Here is a 15,896-nt window from a genome sequence, read left to right as displayed (position 1 = left end):
AATCAGGTATCCAGTAACGTACGGGCAATGGCCTGCAGTTTACGGGTGAGTGGTCCCGGCGACCAGTTCAGCGAGTCAAATGCGCGCACGGGCCAAACGCCATAAACGCTGTTGCAGACGAAGACTTCATCGGCCTGCTCCAGGTCCTGCAGGGACAGATCGGCAATCCTCACCGGAATACCAGCTGCTCCAGCCTGCGCGATCAGCGCCGCCCGCATGACGCCGGCCACACCGCAACGACTCAGGTCAGCGGTCAGCAGCTGGCCATCACTGACCAGGAACAGATTGCTGTACACCCCTTCGATGACCCGGCCCGACGTGTCGCGCATCAAGCCTTCGGCATGCTCGGGATCCTGCCATTCGGAACGCGCCAGGACCTGCTCGAGCCGATTGAGATGTTTGAGCCCCGCCAACAAGGGTTGTTCCGCAAGACGCGTGGTACAGGGGAACAAAAGAATACCCTGCTCGGCATTCCGGGCAGGATAGAAGGGCAAGGGACTGCCCTGAAGGATACGTCGTGGCGCCGCCCCAGCGGCAGGCGCATAGCCGCGCTGGCTGTCGCCACGCACAAGAATCAGTTTGAGTACTCCGTCACCCAACGCACTGGCGTAACGGCAGAGCTCATCGCAAACCAGGCCGTGATCAACACTGATCGCCAGGCGCTGGCAACCCAGCGCCAGGCGCTCGAGGTGGTACTCGAGCAACGATGGCCGACCGGCCCGCACAGCGATGGTCTCGAACAGACCATCGCCGTAGGCCAGCCCGCGGCTTTGCAGATTGACTGCATCAGCCGGCAGGCCATCGAGCCAACTGTGCATCAGTCGGCGAACCGGCGGAACACCAGCGAGCCGTTGGTACCACCAAACCCGAAGGAGTTGGACAGCACCACGTCGATCGGCATGTTGCGCGCCTCATGCGGCACGAAGTCCAGGTCGCAACCTTCGTCCGGCTCATCGAGGTTGATGGTCGGCGGTGCTACCTGGCTGTTGATCGACAGCACGCTGAAGATCGCCTCTACTGCACCGGCGGCGCCGAGCAGGTGGCCGGTCATCGACTTGGTCGAGCTGATTGCCAGCTTGTAGGCATGATCACCAAACACCGACTTGATCGCCGAGGCTTCTGCCAGGTCGCCTGCTGGCGTCGAAGTGCCGTGGGCGTTGATGTAGCTCACCTGGTCAGCATTGAGGCCGGCATCACGCAGGGCGTTGACCATGCAACGCGCGGCGCCGCTGCCGTCTTCTGGCGGAGAGGTCATGTGGTAGGCGTCGCCACTCATGCCAAAGCCGACCAGCTCGGCATAGATGGTCGCGCCACGAGCCTTGGCGTGCTCGAGCTCTTCAAGCACCAGGGCGCCGGCACCGTCAGAGAGGACGAAACCGTCACGGCCTTTATCCCATGGGCGACTGGCCCGGGTCGGGTCGTCATTGCGGGTCGACAGCGCGCGCGAGGCACCGAAGCCACCCATGCCCAAGCCGCAGGCTGCCATTTCCGCACCGCCAGCGATCATCACATCGGCTTCACCGAAGGCGATGTTGCGCGCAGCCATGCCGATACAGTGAGTACCGGTGGTGCAAGCAGTGGCAATGGCGTAGTTAGGCCCCTGTACCCCCAGATGGATCGACAGGAAACCGGAAATCATGTTGATGATCGAACCTGGCACGAAGAACGGCGAAATGCGTCGCGGGCCCTGATCATGCAGCGTCCGACTGGTTTCTTCGATATTGGTCAGACCGCCGATACCCGAGCCCATGGCGACGCCAATGCGCTCGCGGTTGGCATCGGTCACTTCCAGGCCGGCGTTGCGCACTGCCTGAAAACCGGCTGCCAGGCCGTACTGAATGAACAGATCGAGCTTGCGGGCTTCCTTGACCGACAGGTACTGCTCAACCTCGAAGCCCTTTACCGAGCCGCCAAAACGGGTGGAGTAGGCAGACAGGTCCGTATGTTCAATCAGACCTATGCCACTGCGGCCAGCCAGAATGCCCTGCCAACTGCTCGGCACATCCGTACCCAGTGGCGACAGCATACCCATACCGGTGACCACGACGCGTCTACGCGACACAGCACTCTCCTTATTCACATTGACTACATGTCTTGTAAAGAAAAAACCGCACGCCGGCGAAGGCAGTGCGGTTTTTCCATGACAAGAAGCGACGACTACAACGTCTTAGCCCTGGTGGCTGTTGACGTAGTCGATAGCAGCTTGAACAGTAGTGATCTTCTCAGCTTCTTCGTCAGGGATTTCGGTCTCGAATTCCTCTTCCAGAGCCATCACCAGCTCAACGGTGTCAAGGGAATCGGCACCCAGATCTTCGACGAAGGAAGCAGTGTTCACTACTTCTTCTTCTTTAACGCCCAGTTGCTCGGCGACGATTTTCTTGACGCGTTCTTCGATGGTGCTCATACCTTGTTTTCACTCCTAATGGACATATGTCAGGCAGCTGGCCGGTGTGTAAGTGTATAGAAAGACGTCTGCTTTTCAAGCGCAACACGCCTCGCCAGACCACACCTGCCAACCGACTAGAATCTGGTTGCAGCTTTATAACGGATTTTAGACAGCTCGTATGACATTTTTTTGAAGCAATCCGTCACATTAGATTTACATATACATGCCGCCGTTGACCGGAATCGTAGCGCCAGTCACATAACCTGCGCCGTCGGAAGCCAGGAAAGCCACCACATTGGCGATCTCCTGAGCCTGGCCCAGACGCCCCAGGGGAATCTGGGTCTGCAGCGCTTCGCGTTGAGCTTCCGGCAATTCGCGAGTCATGTCGGTATCGATGAAGCCTGGGGTCACCGAGTTGACGGTGATGGCACGGGAGCCGACTTCACGAGCCAGGGCGCGACTGAAACCTTCCAGGCCGGCCTTGGCGGCTGCGTAGTTGACCTGGCCGACGTTACCCATCGCACCCACCACCGAACCGATGCTGATGATACGACCCCAGCGCGCCTTGGTCATGCCGCGCAACACGCCCTTGGACAGACGGTAGAGGCTGTTCAGGTTGGTGTCGATGACGTCGAACCACTCGTCGTCTTTCATGCGCAGCATGAGATTGTCACGCGTGATACCAGCGTTGTTGACCAGGATGGTCGGCGCACCGAACTGTTCCTGGATGGCAGCGAGGGTGGCAGTGACGGATTCGTCACTGGTCACGTTCAACTCCATGCCGGTGCCGGTGATGCCGTGCTCCTTGAGGGTGGCGGTAATGCGCTCGGCACCCGAAGCGGAGGTCGCGGTACCGATCACGGTCGCGCCCAGACGGCCCAGCTCCAGGGCGATGGCCTGGCCAATACCACGGCTGGCGCCGGTTACCAGTGCAACTTTACCTTGCAGGCTCATGCAAGCTTCTCCTAATTCAGGCCAGCGCCGCACGGGTGGCGGCGAAAGCATCCGGGGTATTGAGGTTAAAGGTGTTGACGCCGTCAGCGCAGCGCTTGTTCAGACCAGCCAGGACCTTGCCCGGACCACACTCGACCAGCTGCACCGCGCCATTGGCGGCCAGGGTCTGCACGCACTCGACCCAACGGACCGGCTTGAACAGCTGCTCGAGCAAGTCGCGCTTGAGGGTGTCCAGGTCGGCCGCCACGGCAGCGCTTACATTTTGTACCAGCGGGATCTGCGGAGCCTTCCAGTCGATGCCATTGACCGACTCGGCAAAGCGCTCGGCAGCAGGACGCATTAGCTCGCAGTGCGATGGCACGCTCACCGGCAGCGGCAGCGCACGCTTGGCGCCCTTGGCCTTGCAGGCCTCCATGGCACGCTCGACGGCTGCCTTGGCGCCAGCAATGACCACCTGGCCAGGCGAGTTGAAGTTCACCGCACTGACGACTTCACCCTGGGCAGCGTCGGCACAGACGGCCACGACATCGGCGTCGTCCAGGCCCAGGATGGCTGCCATGGCGCCCTGCCCGGCCGGAACGGCTTCCTGCATGAGCTGACCGCGGCGCTCCACGAGCTTGACCGCATCGGCCAGGCTCAGGCTGCCGGCGGCAACCAGCGCACTGTACTCACCCAGACTGTGGCCGGAAACGAATGCAGGACGCGCACCACCTTCCGCCAGCCACAAGCGCCACAGGGCGATCGAGGCAGTCAGGATGGCCGGCTGGGTTTTGTCGGTTTGATTGAGTTGCTCTTCCGGGCCGTTCTGGGTCAGCGCCCAGAGGTCATAGCCCAGAGCCTCGGAGGCCTCGCGGAAGGTATCAATAACCAACGGATACTGAGCGCCCAGCTCGGCAAGCATGCCGAGGGACTGCGAACCTTGACCGGGAAAGACGAATGCGAGGGATGCAGACATTGAACAAGCCCCTAATGATCTTGTCGTCGGAAATGAAGCGCCCAGCGCGCGGCTGAGCACAAGAAACTGAAAACTTGGATGTTAACGCGGACCAAGCGGTCACATTTAACCACTTCCTGACGGATATGCCTAAAGCAACAGGTCTTCCAGCCGCCCGTGCAGACGCTGGGGCAGGTTCTCCTGAATTTCGATCAGGGCCCGCTGGATGGCACTCTGAAAGCCCTGCACACCCGCAGAACCGTGACTCTTGATGACGATGCCCTGGAGGCCGAGAAAACTTGCACCGTTATGACGCGCCGGCGCGAGATCAGCCTGCAGGCGCTTGAGCAGCGGCATGGCCACTGCACCTGCCAGACGCGCCCCAAGCCCACCCTTGAAGAGGGCCTCGATGCGCGAGCCGATCATGGTCGCAAGCCCCTCGCTGGACTTGAGCAGGATATTGCCTACGAAACCGTCGCACACCACCACATCCGCCTCACCACGGTACAGACCGTCGCCTTCAACGAAGCCAATATAGTTGAGGCCGCGAGCGTTCTGCAGCAGGCTGGCTGCCAGCTTGACCTGCTGATTGCCCTTGATGTCCTCGGTACCAACGTTGAGCAGCGCCACCCTCGGCCGGGAAATCCCCAGGGCCTGGGCCGCAACGGAGCCCATGACCGCAAACTGGAAGAGGTTTTCTGCACTGCAGTCGACATTGGCACCCAGGTCAAGCAACTGGCAGTAGCCGGACTGGGTCGGGATGGCCGCAACCATGGCCGGTCGATCGATGCCAGGCAGCGTCTTGAGCACATAGCGCGACAGCGCCATGAGCGCCCCCGTATTACCCGCGCTCACGCACGCCTGCACCTTGCCATCACGCAACAATTCAAGCGCCACGCGCATGGAGGAATCGGGCTTGCCACGCAAAGCCTGGGAGGGCCGCTCGTCCATGCCGATCACTTCGCTGGCAGCGACAATCTGCAGGCGCGCGCGATCCGCTGCCGGCTGGCCAGCGATCAGATCTTCAAGGAGGGAGGGTTGACCGACAAGGGTCAGGTGCAGCGAGGGGGTAGCTGACAGGCAAGCAATACTCGCCTGAACAATGCTGCGGGGACCGAAGTCCCCGCCCATTGCGTCAATCGCGATGATCTGAGCGGACAAGGATTACTCGTCAGCGCCCTTGTCGATCACTTTACGACCACGGTATACGCCTTCTGGCGATACGTGGTGACGCAGGTGCACTTCACCAGTGGTTTTCTCTACGGACAGAGCGTTTTCCGAGAGGGCGTCGTGCGAACGGCGCATGTCACGGGCAGAGCGGGATTTTTTGTTCTGCTGAACAGCCATAATTGATTAACTCCTAAACGTTTGGGTCACGCTTTAACTGCGCCAATACACTGAACGGGTTGGACCGTGTTACCTCGTCCTTGCTCGGTTCGGGCTCATCGGCGCCCGCCGGCTGCTGGCATTCTTCCGGATGATGAGCAGGCACGATGGGCAAGGCAAGCAGAAGCTCCTCCTCGACCAAGGCCTGCAGATCCAAAGGATCTTCGCCCAGTTCCAGCACGTCATAACCTTTCGGTAACGACTGGGTATTCGCACCCTCCTTCACCACGGCGTAGGTACACTCGCTGTGGATCGGCAGGGTGACCAGCTCAAGACAACGCTGGCAAACCATTTTGACCTCGACGTCGAGTGAGGTGTGGATAACCACGGCCTTCTGCTCGTCTCGCTCAAAATCGAATTTAGCCTGCACCGTACCGACATTATCGGAAAGCGGGTCGCAGAGTCTCTCCAAATCGGCGAGCTGCAGCGTTCCTTCAATAGAAACACCACGATCGGCCAATTTGCGCGGGTCAACGTGAGGTGGAATCGGGTCATTCAACATAGGCGCAGCATTCTAGGGACGACCCCCGCCCCTGTCAAAGGAAATTCGGCTCCGTTCAGCATGTTAGAATCGTTTCACCTGCCCAGGAGTTCATCATGCTGCCTTTGTTACTGGCTTCCAGCTCACCCTATCGCCGCGAATTGCTCGCCCGCCTGCACCTGCCATTCAGTTGGGCAAGCCCCGACATAGACGAACAACGATACCCGCAAGAGCCAGCCCTGGACCTGGTAAAACGACTGGCCCGGGAAAAAGCCCAGGCACTCGCGACAAACCACCCCGACCACCTGATCATCGGCTCCGACCAGGTTGCCGTACTCGGCGAACAGATCCTCGGCAAGCCGCACACCTTCGAGCGAGCCTGCGAGCAGTTGCTCGCGGCCAGCGGCAATCACGTCACCTTCCTAACAGGCCTTGCGCTGCTCAACAGCCAGACCGGCCACTGCCAGGTCGATTGCGTGCCATTCACGGTCAACATGCGCGAACTGGACTTGCCACGCATCGAGCGCTACCTGCGCATCGAGCAGCCCTACGATTGCGCCGGCAGCTTCAAGGCCGAGGGCCTGGGTGTCAGCCTGTTCCAGAGCACCCACGGCGTCGACGCCACCAGCCTGATCGGCCTGCCACTGATCCGCCTGATAGACATGCTCCTGCAAGAGGGCATCACCTTGTAGGAGCGGCACGAAAAAGCCGGCCTCAAGGGGCCGGCTTCTACATCCCGGGACACTCAGCGCAACGAAGGCCCCTGAAAGCCCATCCACATCGCCAGACGCTCCGCAATGCTGGTACCCAGGCGCTTGGAGAAGCGATCAAAGGGTGACTCTTCGATAGTGAAGTCCACCAGCTCCTTCTCGCCCACCACCTCACGTGCCACATAACCGGCACTGCCCAGGCCATCGACCAACCCCAGGGCCAGCGCTTGCTCACCGGACCAGATCAGGCCACTGAACAGCTCGGGGTGCTCCTTGTCCTTCAAGCGCTCGCCACGCCCCTGCTTGACACTGGCAATGAACTGCTTGTGAGTGGTTTCCAGCACCCCCTGCCAGAACGCCGTCTCTTCAGGCTTCTGCGGCTGGAACGGATCAAGAAACGCCTTGTGCTCGCCAGCAGTGTAGGTACGACGCTCGACACCAAGCTTCTCCATCGTACCGACGAACCCATACCCCGCCGCCGTGACACCAATGGAGCCCACCAGGCTGGCCTTGTCGGCATAGATTTCGTCGGCGGCACTGGCAATGTAGTAAGCGCCGGAAGCCCCCAGGTCACTGATCACCGCATACAGCTTGATCGCCGGATACTCCGCGCGCAGCCGGCGAATTTCATCGTAGACATACCCGGACTGCACCGGACTGCCACCCGGACTGTTGATACGCAGAATCACTGCCTTGGTTTTCGAGTCCTTGAAGGCCTCTCGCAGACCACCGACGATGCTGTCGGCACTGGCAGGCTCCTGGTCGGCAATCACCCCGCGCACCTCTACCAGCGCTGTATGCGTGACACTGCGCGAGGCAGCCTTGTCCATGTTCATCAAAGGCGAAAACAGGGCAAGGATGCCGAACAGGTACATAAAGGTCAGCAACTTGAAGAAGATCCCCCAGCGCCTGGCGCGACGCTGTTCTTGCACGCCCGCCAGGAGGGTTTTCTCCAACAACTTCCAGCTCTTTTGCTCTTCATTGCCTTCGGCGCTTGGCGCCTTCCACTCGTCAGCCATGCTCACCTACCCTGGAAATACTTCGACAGGCGACCGGCTCAACCAGGCCTGCAAGTGTGAAAAATGCTCTAGACAGACCTGCGGCCTGAAGGCACTCAATGCCTCGAGCGACATCGCCCCATAACCGACAGCGGCCGAATGCATACCGGCGTTGCTGGCCATCAGCAAGTCGAATGACGAGTCACCCACCATCAATGCACGCGACGGTTCGACCTGGCAATGGGCGAGAATCTCTACAAGCATCTGCGGATGCGGTTTGCCACGGCTTTCGTCGGCAGCGCGCGTGACATCGAAGTAATCCTGCCAGCCATTGGCTTGCAATACTCGATCCAGGCCACGACGCGCCTTGCCGGTAGCCACTGCCAGACGATAGCCCTCGGTTCGAAAGGCCTCAAGCGACTCGACCACCCCTTCGAACAAAGGCGAAGGCTGCACATCCAGCGCCATGTAGACATCGGCATAATGCTGGCGAAACGTTGCGACCTGCTCGTCACCCAGATGCGGATACAAGGTGGCAATGGCCTCGGGCAGCGCCAGGCCAATAATGCCCTTGACCGCCGCGTCATCACAGGTTGACTCCCCTACCCGACCTGCAGCCAGGTGCATGGCCTGGACAATACGCCCGATAGAGTCAGCCAGGGTGCCATCCCAATCGAAAATCAGCAGGTCGTAATCACGCTGCACTCAAGCGCTCCACAGTCTTGGCCCACATGTCGTCCACTGGCGCCTCGAGCTTGAGCTCACCACCATCGGGCAGCGGAACGGTCAAGGCATAGGCATGCAGGAACAAACGCTTGCCCCCCAGCTCTCGAATTTCACGAGTGAAGTCTTCATCACCGTACTTGCTGTCGCCGGCAATGCAATGCCCGGCATGCAGGGCATGGACACGAATCTGGTGAGTGCGACCAGTGATCGGGCGCGCCTCGATGATGGTTGCGAACTCGCCGAAGCGGCGCAGAACACGGAACAATGTCAGCGCTTCCTTGCCCTCATCGTTGACCTCGACCATGCGTTCACCAGAGCGCAGGTTGCTCTTGAGCAACGGCGCATTGACCTGTTTCTTGGCTGTCGCCCAATGGCCTCGTACCAGCGCCATGTAACGCTTGTCGACACCATCGCCACGCAAGGCGGCATGCAGGTGACGCAACATGCTGCGTTTCTTGGCAATCATCAACAGGCCGGAGGTATCGCGATCCAGGCGATGAACCAACTCCAACTCCTTGGCATCCGGACGCAACTGACGAAAGGCTTCGATCACGCCAAAACTCAGACCGCTACCGCCATGAACGGCGATACCAGCTGGCTTGTTCAATACGATCAAGGCCTTGTCTTCATAGACAATGGCGGCTTCAAGACGCTGAAGCAAACCCTGGGCCACCGGCACAGGCTCGTCGCGCTCAGGCAGACGAACGGGCGGCACCCGCACGATGTCACCGGCCTGCAACTTGTACTCCGGCTTGATCCGCCCCTTGTTCACGCGCACTTCGCCTTTACGCAAAATGCGGTAAATCAAGGTCTTGGGAACACCCTTGAGCGCAGTAATAAGAAAATTATCGATTCGTTGGCCGGCAAGTTCCGGCGCGACCTCGATCAGCTGGACGCCGGAGGTCGGAGGGGCATTAGTCGTCATTTGCCAATCATAACAATTTTTTATGGATTTGAAGCACTTAATGATTGCTGCTATAGTCGCGAACGCCGCCAAAAGCGGCAGGCCAGCGGACTCACGGCTTCTACCGGCCCTGACCGACGCAATTCTCGAGGACGCGAGGCCGTCCGACGGGGCTTTTGCCAGTTTACAGAAATGCCTGGAATCGCCACCAGCGCCGTGCAGAGAAGACCGATAAAAAACTACAAGAGCGGTATTTCGCCCTCCCCCACGTTTTTTTCGATGCCACTCTGTCAGTGCCGTCAATTTCACGCAGTCTTGGCGAAGGCTTCGGAAATACCAGCCTTGGACATAAAAGGCGCGGGCTCCCCAATTGGAGCTGGCGATAAATGCAACCCGTTGCGGATTCAGCGCGCGGCAGCACCCGAATTATCAGGGATACGTGTAGGGTGGAGATGCACAACCGTCGGACCGTGTAGTACTGCGTCCAGTCCAGCGGCCTTTAGGCCAGGCGACCGGACCCGGTCTTGATCAAGATGCCCCTGGGGCGTCCACGGCCGAAGGCTGATTCCTCCTCCTGACTGAGTGCATTTGACACCACAGCAAGCAGGACGCGTCGTCGCGACTTCGGCAGCACTGGGTTACCAGACTGGCTCGAATGTCGCTGGACACGGGGGTGGCCCGCCACCCCTTGCGCACCTGACACCGACCGTGAGAAGTCGTGTGTGCCGAACGCCGTTTCCGGCAGCCCGGAAACCGACGGTATTACATGAAAAGAATGCTGATTAACGCAACTCAACCCGAAGAGTTGCGTGTAGCTCTGGTGGACGGCCAACGTCTCTACGACCTGGACATCGAGTCCGGTGCGCGCGAGCAGAAGAAGGCCAACATCTACAAAGGCCGGATCACCCGGATCGAACCTAGCCTGGAAGCCGCATTCGTCGACTTCGGCTCCGAACGCCATGGCTTCCTCCCCCTCAAGGAAATCTCCCGCGAATACTTCAAGAAGTCCCCGGAAGGTCGGGTAAACATCAAGGAAGTACTCAGCGAAGGCCAGGAAGTCATCGTCCAGGTCGAAAAAGAAGAGCGTGGCAACAAGGGCGCCGCCCTGACCACCTTCATCAGCCTGGCCGGTCGCTACCTGGTCCTGATGCCAAACAACCCACGTGCCGGCGGTATCTCCCGTCGCATCGAAGGCGAAGAACGCAATGAACTGCGCGAAGCCCTGAACGGCCTGGTCGCACCCGCCGACATGGGCCTGATCGTGCGCACTGCCGGCCTGGGCCGCAGCAGCGAAGAAATGCAATGGGACCTGGATTACCTGCTGCAACTCTGGACCGCGATCAAGGAAGCCTCCCTGGACCGTTCCGCACCTTTCCTGATCTACCAGGAAAGCAATGTCATCATCCGCGCAATTCGCGACTACCTGCGCCAGGACATCGGCGAAGTGCTGATCGACAGCATTGATGCCCAGGAAGAAGCCCTGACCTTCATCCGCCAGGTAATGCCGCAGTACGCCAGCAAGATCAAGCTGTACGAAGACAGCGTCCCGCTGTTCAACCGCTTCCAGATCGAAAGCCAGATCGAAACTGCCTTCCAGCGCGTGGTCGACCTGCCGTCCGGCGGCTCGATCGTGATCGACCCGACCGAAGCCCTGGTGTCCATCGACATCAACTCGGCACGCGCCACCAAAGGCAGCGACATCGAAGAAACCGCCCTGCAGACCAACCTGGAAGCGGCCGAAGAAATTGCCCGCCAGCTGCGCCTGCGTGACATCGGCGGCCTGATCGTCATCGACTTCATCGACATGACCCCGGCCAAGAACCAGCGTGCCGTCGAAGAAAAGGTGCGCGAGTGCCTGGAGGCCGACCGCGCCCGCGTACAGGTTGGTCGTATCTCGCGCTTCGGCCTGCTGGAAATGTCCCGTCAGCGCCTGCGTCCATCCCTGGGCGAAAGCAGCGGCATCGTCTGCCCACGCTGCAGCGGCACCGGCATCATCCGTGACGTCGAGTCCCTGTCGCTGGCTATCCTGCGCCTGATCGAAGAAGAAGCCCTGAAAGACCGCACCGCCGAAGTTCGCGCTCAAGTGCCGATTCCGGTTGCCGCCTTCCTGCTCAACGAAAAGCGCAACTCGATCACCAAGATCGAACTGCGCACCCGGGCGCGTATCGTCATCCTGCCGAACGACCACCTGGAAACCCCACACTTTGAAGTCCAGCGTCTGCGCGACGACAGCCCGGAAGCCCTGAGCAGCCAGTCCAGCTACGAAATCGCCGCGGCCGAGACCGAAGAAGTCCAGCCGACCGCAGCCACCCGCACCCTGGTTCGCCAGGAAGCCGCGGTCAAGACTGCCCCGGCACGCGCCAATGCACCGGTGCCGACCACCGTCGAACAGCCGGCAGCCCCGGTCCACGTTGCGCCTGAGCCAAGCCTGTTCAAAGGCCTGGTGAAGTCGCTGGTCAGCCTGTTTGCCGGCAAGGAAGAGCCTGCCGCCGCGCCAGTCGTTGCCGAAAAGCCAGCGACCGAACGCCCGCAGCGCAACGAAGAGCGCCGCAACGGTCGCCAGCAGAGCCGTAACCGCAACGGCCGTCGCGAAGAGGACCGTGATCGCAAGCCTCGCGAAGAACGCGCACCGCGTGAAGAGCGTCAGCCTCGCGAAGCCCGTGAACCTCGCGAAGAAACCCAGGCCCGTGAAGAGCGCGCCCCTCGCCAGCCACGCGAAGAGCGTCAGCCACGTGCTCCACGTGAAGAGCGCCGCTCCCGCGAAGACCGTCCGGTCCGCGAACTGCGCGAGCCACTGGATGCCGGCACTCCAACCGTACGCGAAGAGCGCCCTGAGCGTGCCCCGCGCGAAGAACGCCAGCCTCGTGAAGAGCGTGCCCCCCGCGAAGAACGCGCCCCACGTGAAGAGCGCGCCCCGCGCGAAGAACGTGCGCCGCGTGAAGAGCGTCAACCACGCCCACCACGTGAAGAGCGCCAACCGCGTGCCGCCGAACAGGCTGCCGAAGCTGCTGAAGAGCAACTGCCGAACGAAGAATTGCTGCAGGACGACAACCAGGAAGGCGCCGAAGGCGATCGTCCACGTCGCCGCTCCCGTGGCCAGCGTCGTCGCAGCAACCGTCGCGAGCGTCAGCGTGACGCCAACGGCAACCTGGTAGAAGGTGCCGAGGAAGGCAACGAAGAACAGCCACAGCCAAGCGCGCTGGGTGCTGAACTGGCTGCCGGCCTGGCCGTTACCGCTGCCGTTGCAACCAGCAACATCAGCGCCGATGCCGAGGCCCAGGCCAACCAGCAAGCCGAGCGTGCTACTGCTGCTGTTGAAGAGCAGGCACCTTCTGATGAAGCAGTTGCCGAGCCTTCGATTGTCGAAGCCGCTCAGCCCGTGACTGAAGTGACCGAAACCGTTGAAGTGGCTGAAGTCGCAGCAGCCCCGGTTGTCGAGCAGCCCTTCCAGGCACCGGTAGAAACTGCTGAAGTCAGCATCGCACCAGTGGTTGAAGAAGTGGTTGTCGCTCAGGTTAAAGCTGTCGAGCCAGCCGTTGCCACCGAACCTGAAATCCAGGTACCGGTGCAAGCTGAACCTGAAGTGGTTGCCGAAGTAGCCGCAGAACCTGCCCCGGCTGTTGTCGAAGCTCCGGTTGCAGTCGCTGAAGCACCTGCCGAAGCGCCAGCCGAAGTGACTGAGGCACCTGCTGAAGCACCCGCTCCAGCCAGTGCCCTGACCAGCAACGGTCGCGCACCTAACGACCCACGTGAAGTCCGTCGCCGCAAGCGCGAAGCCGAGGCAGCTGCCGCTGCTGAAGCCAAAGCAGCGGCCGAGCAGCAAGCCGAAGCCCTGGAAACCACCGAAGAGCACAAACCGCTCGTCTGATCTTCCAGGCAGTAAAAAGCCCCGCCAGGTAACTGGCGGGGCTTTTTTTTTGCTGCTTTCGCGCGGTAAGCCCGCCCCTGCGGGTCAGTACAGGTTCGGCTCCATCTCCAGCGTCACACCAAAACGCTCAAGAATGTCGGCCTGGATCTTCTGTGCCAGCTCATGCAATTGCAAACCCGTGGCCTGGCCGTAATTGACCAGCACCAGCGACTGCAAACGGTGCACACCGGCATCGCCTTCACGATGCCCCTTCCAACCCGCCTGCTCGATCAGCCAACCGGCCGCCAGCTTGAACTGCCCGTCAGCCTGTGGATAAGCCACCAGCCCCGGATACTGCACACGGATCTTGTCAGCCAGTACAGCGGCCACCATCGGGTTCTTGAAGAAGCTGCCGGCATTGCCCAACTCAACCGGATCCGGCAGTTTTTCCCGACGGATACTGCAAATGGCATCGCTGACATTTTGCGCAGTCGGCTCAGAGATGCCCTGCTCGCTCAGACGCTGACGAACCGGACCGTAGTCCAGGTGGGCATGCATCACCCGGCTCAAGGCAAAACGCACGCGCAGAATCAACCAGCGTCCGGGATGATGCTTGAAAACGCTGTCGCGATAAGCGAACTGGCATTGCTCGAGCTCGAATTCGTGCAGCTCACCGGTCTGGCGATCCAGCGCCGTCAACCCGACAAACACATCCTTGATCTCGACTCCATAGGCACCGATGTTCTGCATCGGCGCTGCACCGACGGTGCCAGGGATCAAGCTGAGGTTCTCCAGGCCCGCGAGCCCCTGAGACAAGCACCACTGCACAAAGGGATGCCAAGGTTCCCCCGCTTCAGCCTCGACAACCACCCGTTCACCGTCGTCAGACAGAATGCGCACCCCGGCACTTGCCATGCGCAAGACCAACGCCTGCACATCCGCGGTGAGCAGCAGGTTGCTGCCGCCACCAATCACCAGCACTGGCAGCCCTTGCGCAGCCGCCTGCGCCAATGCCTGGCGAGCATCTTCGTCGCTGTGCGCCTGGGTGAAGTAGCGCGCCTTCACATCAATGCCGAAGGTGTTGTACGGCTTGAGCGATACCTGCTCCTGCCACTGCCCGCTCATAGACGTCCCTTGAGTTCGATGACCAATTGACGGCAGGCTGTTTCGATCAAGTCCAGGACCTGCTCAAAACCTTGCTCGCCGCCGTAGTAAGGGTCCGGCACCTCGTCCAGTGCCCCTTCGTAACGACGCAGGAACAAGTCGAGCTCGGCTTTCGCACCGGCCGGCTGCATGGCCTGCAAGTGGCCAAGATTGCTCTTGTCCATGGCCAGGATCAGGTCGTAGTCATTGAAGTGGGCGCTGCGCACCTGCTGCGCACGCTGCTGCGACAGGTCGTAACCACGCAATTGGGCGGCGCGCCGGGTACGACTGTCGGGCTGCTTGCCGACATGCCAATCACTGGTACCAGCCGACGCTACTTCGATCAGCACCTCCAGCCCTTCAGCCTGCAGCTGATTACGCAACACGCCTTCAGCCGTGGGCGAGCGACAGATGTTGCCCAGGCACACAAACAAGACCCGCATCAGGCCTCCAGCAAGCGCCTTACGCGCTCCAGGTCTTCAGGAGTATCGACGCCCACCGGGGGGGCCTCGATGGCGTCGGCCACATGAATGCGCACACCATGCCAGAGCGCTCGCAACTGCTCCAGCGATTCGGCCTGTTCCAGCCAGCAGGGTCCCCAGTTGACGAAGTCATGCAGAAAGCCTGCACGGTAGGCGTACATGCCGATGTGACGGCGATAAGGCACGCCCTCGGGCAGAGTATCTCGACTTTTTGCAAAGACATCGCGCGCCCAGGGCAACGGCGCCCGGCTGAAACTCAAGGCCAAGCCGTTGCAATCGCTGACCACCTTCACCGCGTTGGGGTTGAATACGGCAGTGACGTCTTCGATCGGCTCGGCCAGCGTGGCAATGCCCGCTTCAGGATGAGCCGCAAGATTCGCGGCAACCTGATCGATGATGATTGGTGGTATCAACGGCTCATCACCCTGGACGTTGACGACAATGGCGTCGGGCGCCAGGCCCAACTGGGCTGCGACTTCGGCCAACCGGTCAGTGCCCGACTCATGGTCTTCCCGGGTCATCAGCACTTCAGCGCCAAATGCCTGGCACGCCTGGTAGATCCCGGCGTCATCCGTGGCAATGACCACGCGGCTGGCACCACTCTTGCGCGCCTGTTCCCAGACATGCTGGACCATCGGCTTGCCAGCGATCAGCAACAATGGCTTGCCGGGCAAGCGGGTAGAACGCAACCTCGCAGGAATCACTACAGTGAACGTCTGGCTCATTTATCAAGGCGCTCTTCATCGGTCAGCGTACGGGCTTCGCTCTCCAGCATTACCGGGATTCCATCGCGAATCGGGTAGGCCAGGCCTGCGCCCTTGCTGATCAGCTCGGTCTTGTCGGCACTGAGCTTGAGTGGGCCTTTGGTGATTGGGCAGGCCAGGATATCGAGCAATTTGGTGTCCATGGGTATTCCTCAGGCCAATGGCCGGAAAAAGAAAAGAA

General features: G+C 60.7%; 17 protein-coding genes. 2 read left to right on the top strand and 15 right to left on the bottom strand.

The genetic code is table 11. The features are described 5' to 3' along the window. Positions 1–2: 2 nt before the first annotated feature. The 8 genes from pabC to ABVN19_RS03770 all read right to left on the bottom strand — a co-directional run bounded on the left by pabC (position 3) and on the right by ABVN19_RS03770 (position 6,162). The gene (gene pabC, locus ABVN19_RS03805) at positions 3–818 is read right to left on the bottom strand and encodes an aminodeoxychorismate lyase (RefSeq protein ID WP_028943783.1); all 816 of its coding nucleotides are present in this window, start codon (positions 816–818) and stop codon (positions 3–5) included. Then, positions 818–2,062 (bottom strand): beta-ketoacyl-ACP synthase II, encoded by a 1,245-nt coding sequence (fabF, locus tag ABVN19_RS03800; protein WP_028943782.1) that lies wholly within the window; start codon positions 2,060–2,062, stop codon positions 818–820. Before fabF ends, pabC begins: the two co-directional genes overlap by 1 nt. A gap of 105 nt (positions 2,063–2,167) precedes the next feature. Further along, positions 2,168–2,404: an acyl carrier protein gene (acpP, locus tag ABVN19_RS03795; protein ID WP_025261008.1), complete on the bottom strand. Its 237-nt coding sequence runs from the start codon at positions 2,402–2,404 to the stop codon at positions 2,168–2,170. A 195-nt stretch (positions 2,405–2,599) separates the two neighbouring features. Beyond that, positions 2,600–3,340, bottom strand: a complete 741-nt coding sequence (fabG, locus tag ABVN19_RS03790; RefSeq protein ID WP_028943781.1) for a 3-oxoacyl-ACP reductase FabG — start codon at positions 3,338–3,340, stop codon at positions 2,600–2,602. A gap of 16 nt (positions 3,341–3,356) precedes the next feature. Further along, positions 3,357–4,295 (bottom strand): ACP S-malonyltransferase, encoded by a 939-nt coding sequence (fabD, locus tag ABVN19_RS03785; RefSeq protein WP_105642802.1) that lies wholly within the window; start codon positions 4,293–4,295, stop codon positions 3,357–3,359. Positions 4,296–4,424: 129 nt separating this feature from the next. Further along, the gene (gene plsX / locus ABVN19_RS03780; RefSeq protein ID WP_084167958.1) at positions 4,425–5,435 is read right to left on the bottom strand and encodes a phosphate acyltransferase PlsX; all 1,011 of its coding nucleotides are present in this window, start codon (positions 5,433–5,435) and stop codon (positions 4,425–4,427) included. A 3-nt stretch (positions 5,436–5,438) separates the two neighbouring features. Further along, positions 5,439–5,621, bottom strand: coding sequence for a 50S ribosomal protein L32 (gene rpmF, locus ABVN19_RS03775; RefSeq protein ID WP_010223221.1), 183 nt, complete (start codon positions 5,619–5,621; stop codon positions 5,439–5,441). A 13-nt stretch (positions 5,622–5,634) separates the two neighbouring features. Next, complete coding sequence (locus tag ABVN19_RS03770) at positions 5,635–6,162, bottom strand: YceD family protein (RefSeq protein ID WP_028943778.1); 528 nt, start codon at positions 6,160–6,162, stop codon at positions 5,635–5,637. A gap of 95 nt (positions 6,163–6,257) precedes the next feature. Between ABVN19_RS03770 and ABVN19_RS03765 the strand changes: the two genes are divergently transcribed. After that, complete coding sequence (locus tag ABVN19_RS03765; protein ID WP_028943777.1) at positions 6,258–6,833, top strand: nucleoside triphosphate pyrophosphatase; 576 nt, start codon at positions 6,258–6,260, stop codon at positions 6,831–6,833. A 53-nt stretch (positions 6,834–6,886) separates the two neighbouring features. Here ABVN19_RS03765 and ABVN19_RS03760 read toward each other — a convergent pair whose 3' ends face one another. The 3 genes from ABVN19_RS03760 to rluC are packed head-to-tail and all read right to left on the bottom strand — an operon-like array spanning position 6,887 to position 9,500. Further along, positions 6,887–7,870 (bottom strand): S49 family peptidase, encoded by a 984-nt coding sequence (locus tag ABVN19_RS03760; RefSeq protein ID WP_105642807.1) that lies wholly within the window; start codon positions 7,868–7,870, stop codon positions 6,887–6,889. Positions 7,871–7,876: 6 nt separating this feature from the next. Next, the gene (locus ABVN19_RS03755; protein WP_105642801.1) at positions 7,877–8,554 is read right to left on the bottom strand and encodes an HAD-IA family hydrolase; all 678 of its coding nucleotides are present in this window, start codon (positions 8,552–8,554) and stop codon (positions 7,877–7,879) included. After that, positions 8,544–9,500: a 23S rRNA pseudouridine(955/2504/2580) synthase RluC gene (gene rluC / locus ABVN19_RS03750; protein WP_105642800.1), complete on the bottom strand. Its 957-nt coding sequence runs from the start codon at positions 9,498–9,500 to the stop codon at positions 8,544–8,546. Before rluC ends, ABVN19_RS03755 begins: the two co-directional genes overlap by 11 nt. Before the next feature lie 745 nt (positions 9,501–10,245). Between rluC and rne the strand changes: the two genes are divergently transcribed. Further along, positions 10,246–13,347, top strand: a complete 3,102-nt coding sequence (gene rne, locus ABVN19_RS03745; RefSeq protein ID WP_084167957.1) for a ribonuclease E — start codon at positions 10,246–10,248, stop codon at positions 13,345–13,347. Between the two features lie 84 nt (positions 13,348–13,431). On the opposite strand, the gene murB is transcribed toward rne, so the two are convergent. From murB to ABVN19_RS03725, 4 genes are read right to left on the bottom strand one after another with little or no spacing between them, the layout of a single operon-like run. Further along, a complete protein-coding gene (gene murB, locus ABVN19_RS03740; RefSeq protein WP_105642799.1) occupies positions 13,432–14,451 on the bottom strand; it encodes a UDP-N-acetylmuramate dehydrogenase in 1,020 nt (339 codons plus the stop codon). Continuing rightward, on the bottom strand, positions 14,448–14,912 hold the full coding sequence (locus tag ABVN19_RS03735) for a low molecular weight protein-tyrosine-phosphatase (RefSeq protein WP_028943771.1): 465 nt from the start codon (positions 14,910–14,912) through the stop codon (positions 14,448–14,450). The genes murB and ABVN19_RS03735 overlap by 4 nt, the downstream gene beginning before the upstream one ends. Beyond that, the gene (gene kdsB / locus ABVN19_RS03730; RefSeq protein ID WP_028943770.1) at positions 14,912–15,676 is read right to left on the bottom strand and encodes a 3-deoxy-manno-octulosonate cytidylyltransferase; all 765 of its coding nucleotides are present in this window, start codon (positions 15,674–15,676) and stop codon (positions 14,912–14,914) included. The genes ABVN19_RS03735 and kdsB overlap by 1 nt, the downstream gene beginning before the upstream one ends. After that, positions 15,673–15,858: a Trm112 family protein gene (locus tag ABVN19_RS03725; protein ID WP_011532874.1), complete on the bottom strand. Its 186-nt coding sequence runs from the start codon at positions 15,856–15,858 to the stop codon at positions 15,673–15,675. The genes kdsB and ABVN19_RS03725 overlap by 4 nt, the downstream gene beginning before the upstream one ends. Positions 15,859–15,896 lie beyond the last annotated feature (38 nt).

The organism is Pseudomonas vranovensis (genome assembly GCF_040438935.1).
GTDB lineage: Bacteria > Pseudomonadota > Gammaproteobacteria > Pseudomonadales > Pseudomonadaceae > Aquipseudomonas > Aquipseudomonas vranovensis.
This window is presented reverse-complemented; position numbering and strand designations above follow the sequence as displayed.

Bases quoted from the DNA above. Each gene is read 5' to 3' on its own strand.
- murB (WP_105642799.1), bottom strand. From the start codon at position 14,451: ATGAGCGGGCAGTGGCAGGAGCAGGTATCGCTCAAGCCGTACAACACC.
- pabC (WP_028943783.1), bottom strand. From the start codon at position 818: ATGCACAGTTGGCTCGATGGCCTGCCGGCTGATGCAGTCAATCTGCAA.
- rluC (WP_105642800.1), bottom strand. From the start codon at position 9,500: ATGACGACTAATGCCCCTCCGACCTCCGGCGTCCAGCTGATCGAGGTC.
- rpmF (WP_010223221.1), bottom strand. From the start codon at position 5,621: ATGGCTGTTCAGCAGAACAAAAAATCCCGCTCTGCCCGTGACATGCGC.
- ABVN19_RS03770 (WP_028943778.1), bottom strand. From the start codon at position 6,162: ATGTTGAATGACCCGATTCCACCTCACGTTGACCCGCGCAAATTGGCC.
- kdsB (WP_028943770.1), bottom strand. From the start codon at position 15,676: ATGAGCCAGACGTTCACTGTAGTGATTCCTGCGAGGTTGCGTTCTACC.
- ABVN19_RS03735 (WP_028943771.1), bottom strand. From the start codon at position 14,912: ATGCGGGTCTTGTTTGTGTGCCTGGGCAACATCTGTCGCTCGCCCACG.
- acpP (WP_025261008.1), bottom strand. From the start codon at position 2,404: ATGAGCACCATCGAAGAACGCGTCAAGAAAATCGTCGCCGAGCAACTG.
- ABVN19_RS03765 (WP_028943777.1), top strand. From the start codon at position 6,258: ATGCTGCCTTTGTTACTGGCTTCCAGCTCACCCTATCGCCGCGAATTG.
- fabG (WP_028943781.1), bottom strand. From the start codon at position 3,340: ATGAGCCTGCAAGGTAAAGTTGCACTGGTAACCGGCGCCAGCCGTGGT.
- ABVN19_RS03760 (WP_105642807.1), bottom strand. From the start codon at position 7,870: ATGGCTGACGAGTGGAAGGCGCCAAGCGCCGAAGGCAATGAAGAGCAA.
- ABVN19_RS03725 (WP_011532874.1), bottom strand. From the start codon at position 15,858: ATGGACACCAAATTGCTCGATATCCTGGCCTGCCCAATCACCAAAGGC.
- rne (WP_084167957.1), top strand. From the start codon at position 10,246: ATGAAAAGAATGCTGATTAACGCAACTCAACCCGAAGAGTTGCGTGTA.
- fabD (WP_105642802.1), bottom strand. From the start codon at position 4,295: ATGTCTGCATCCCTCGCATTCGTCTTTCCCGGTCAAGGTTCGCAGTCC.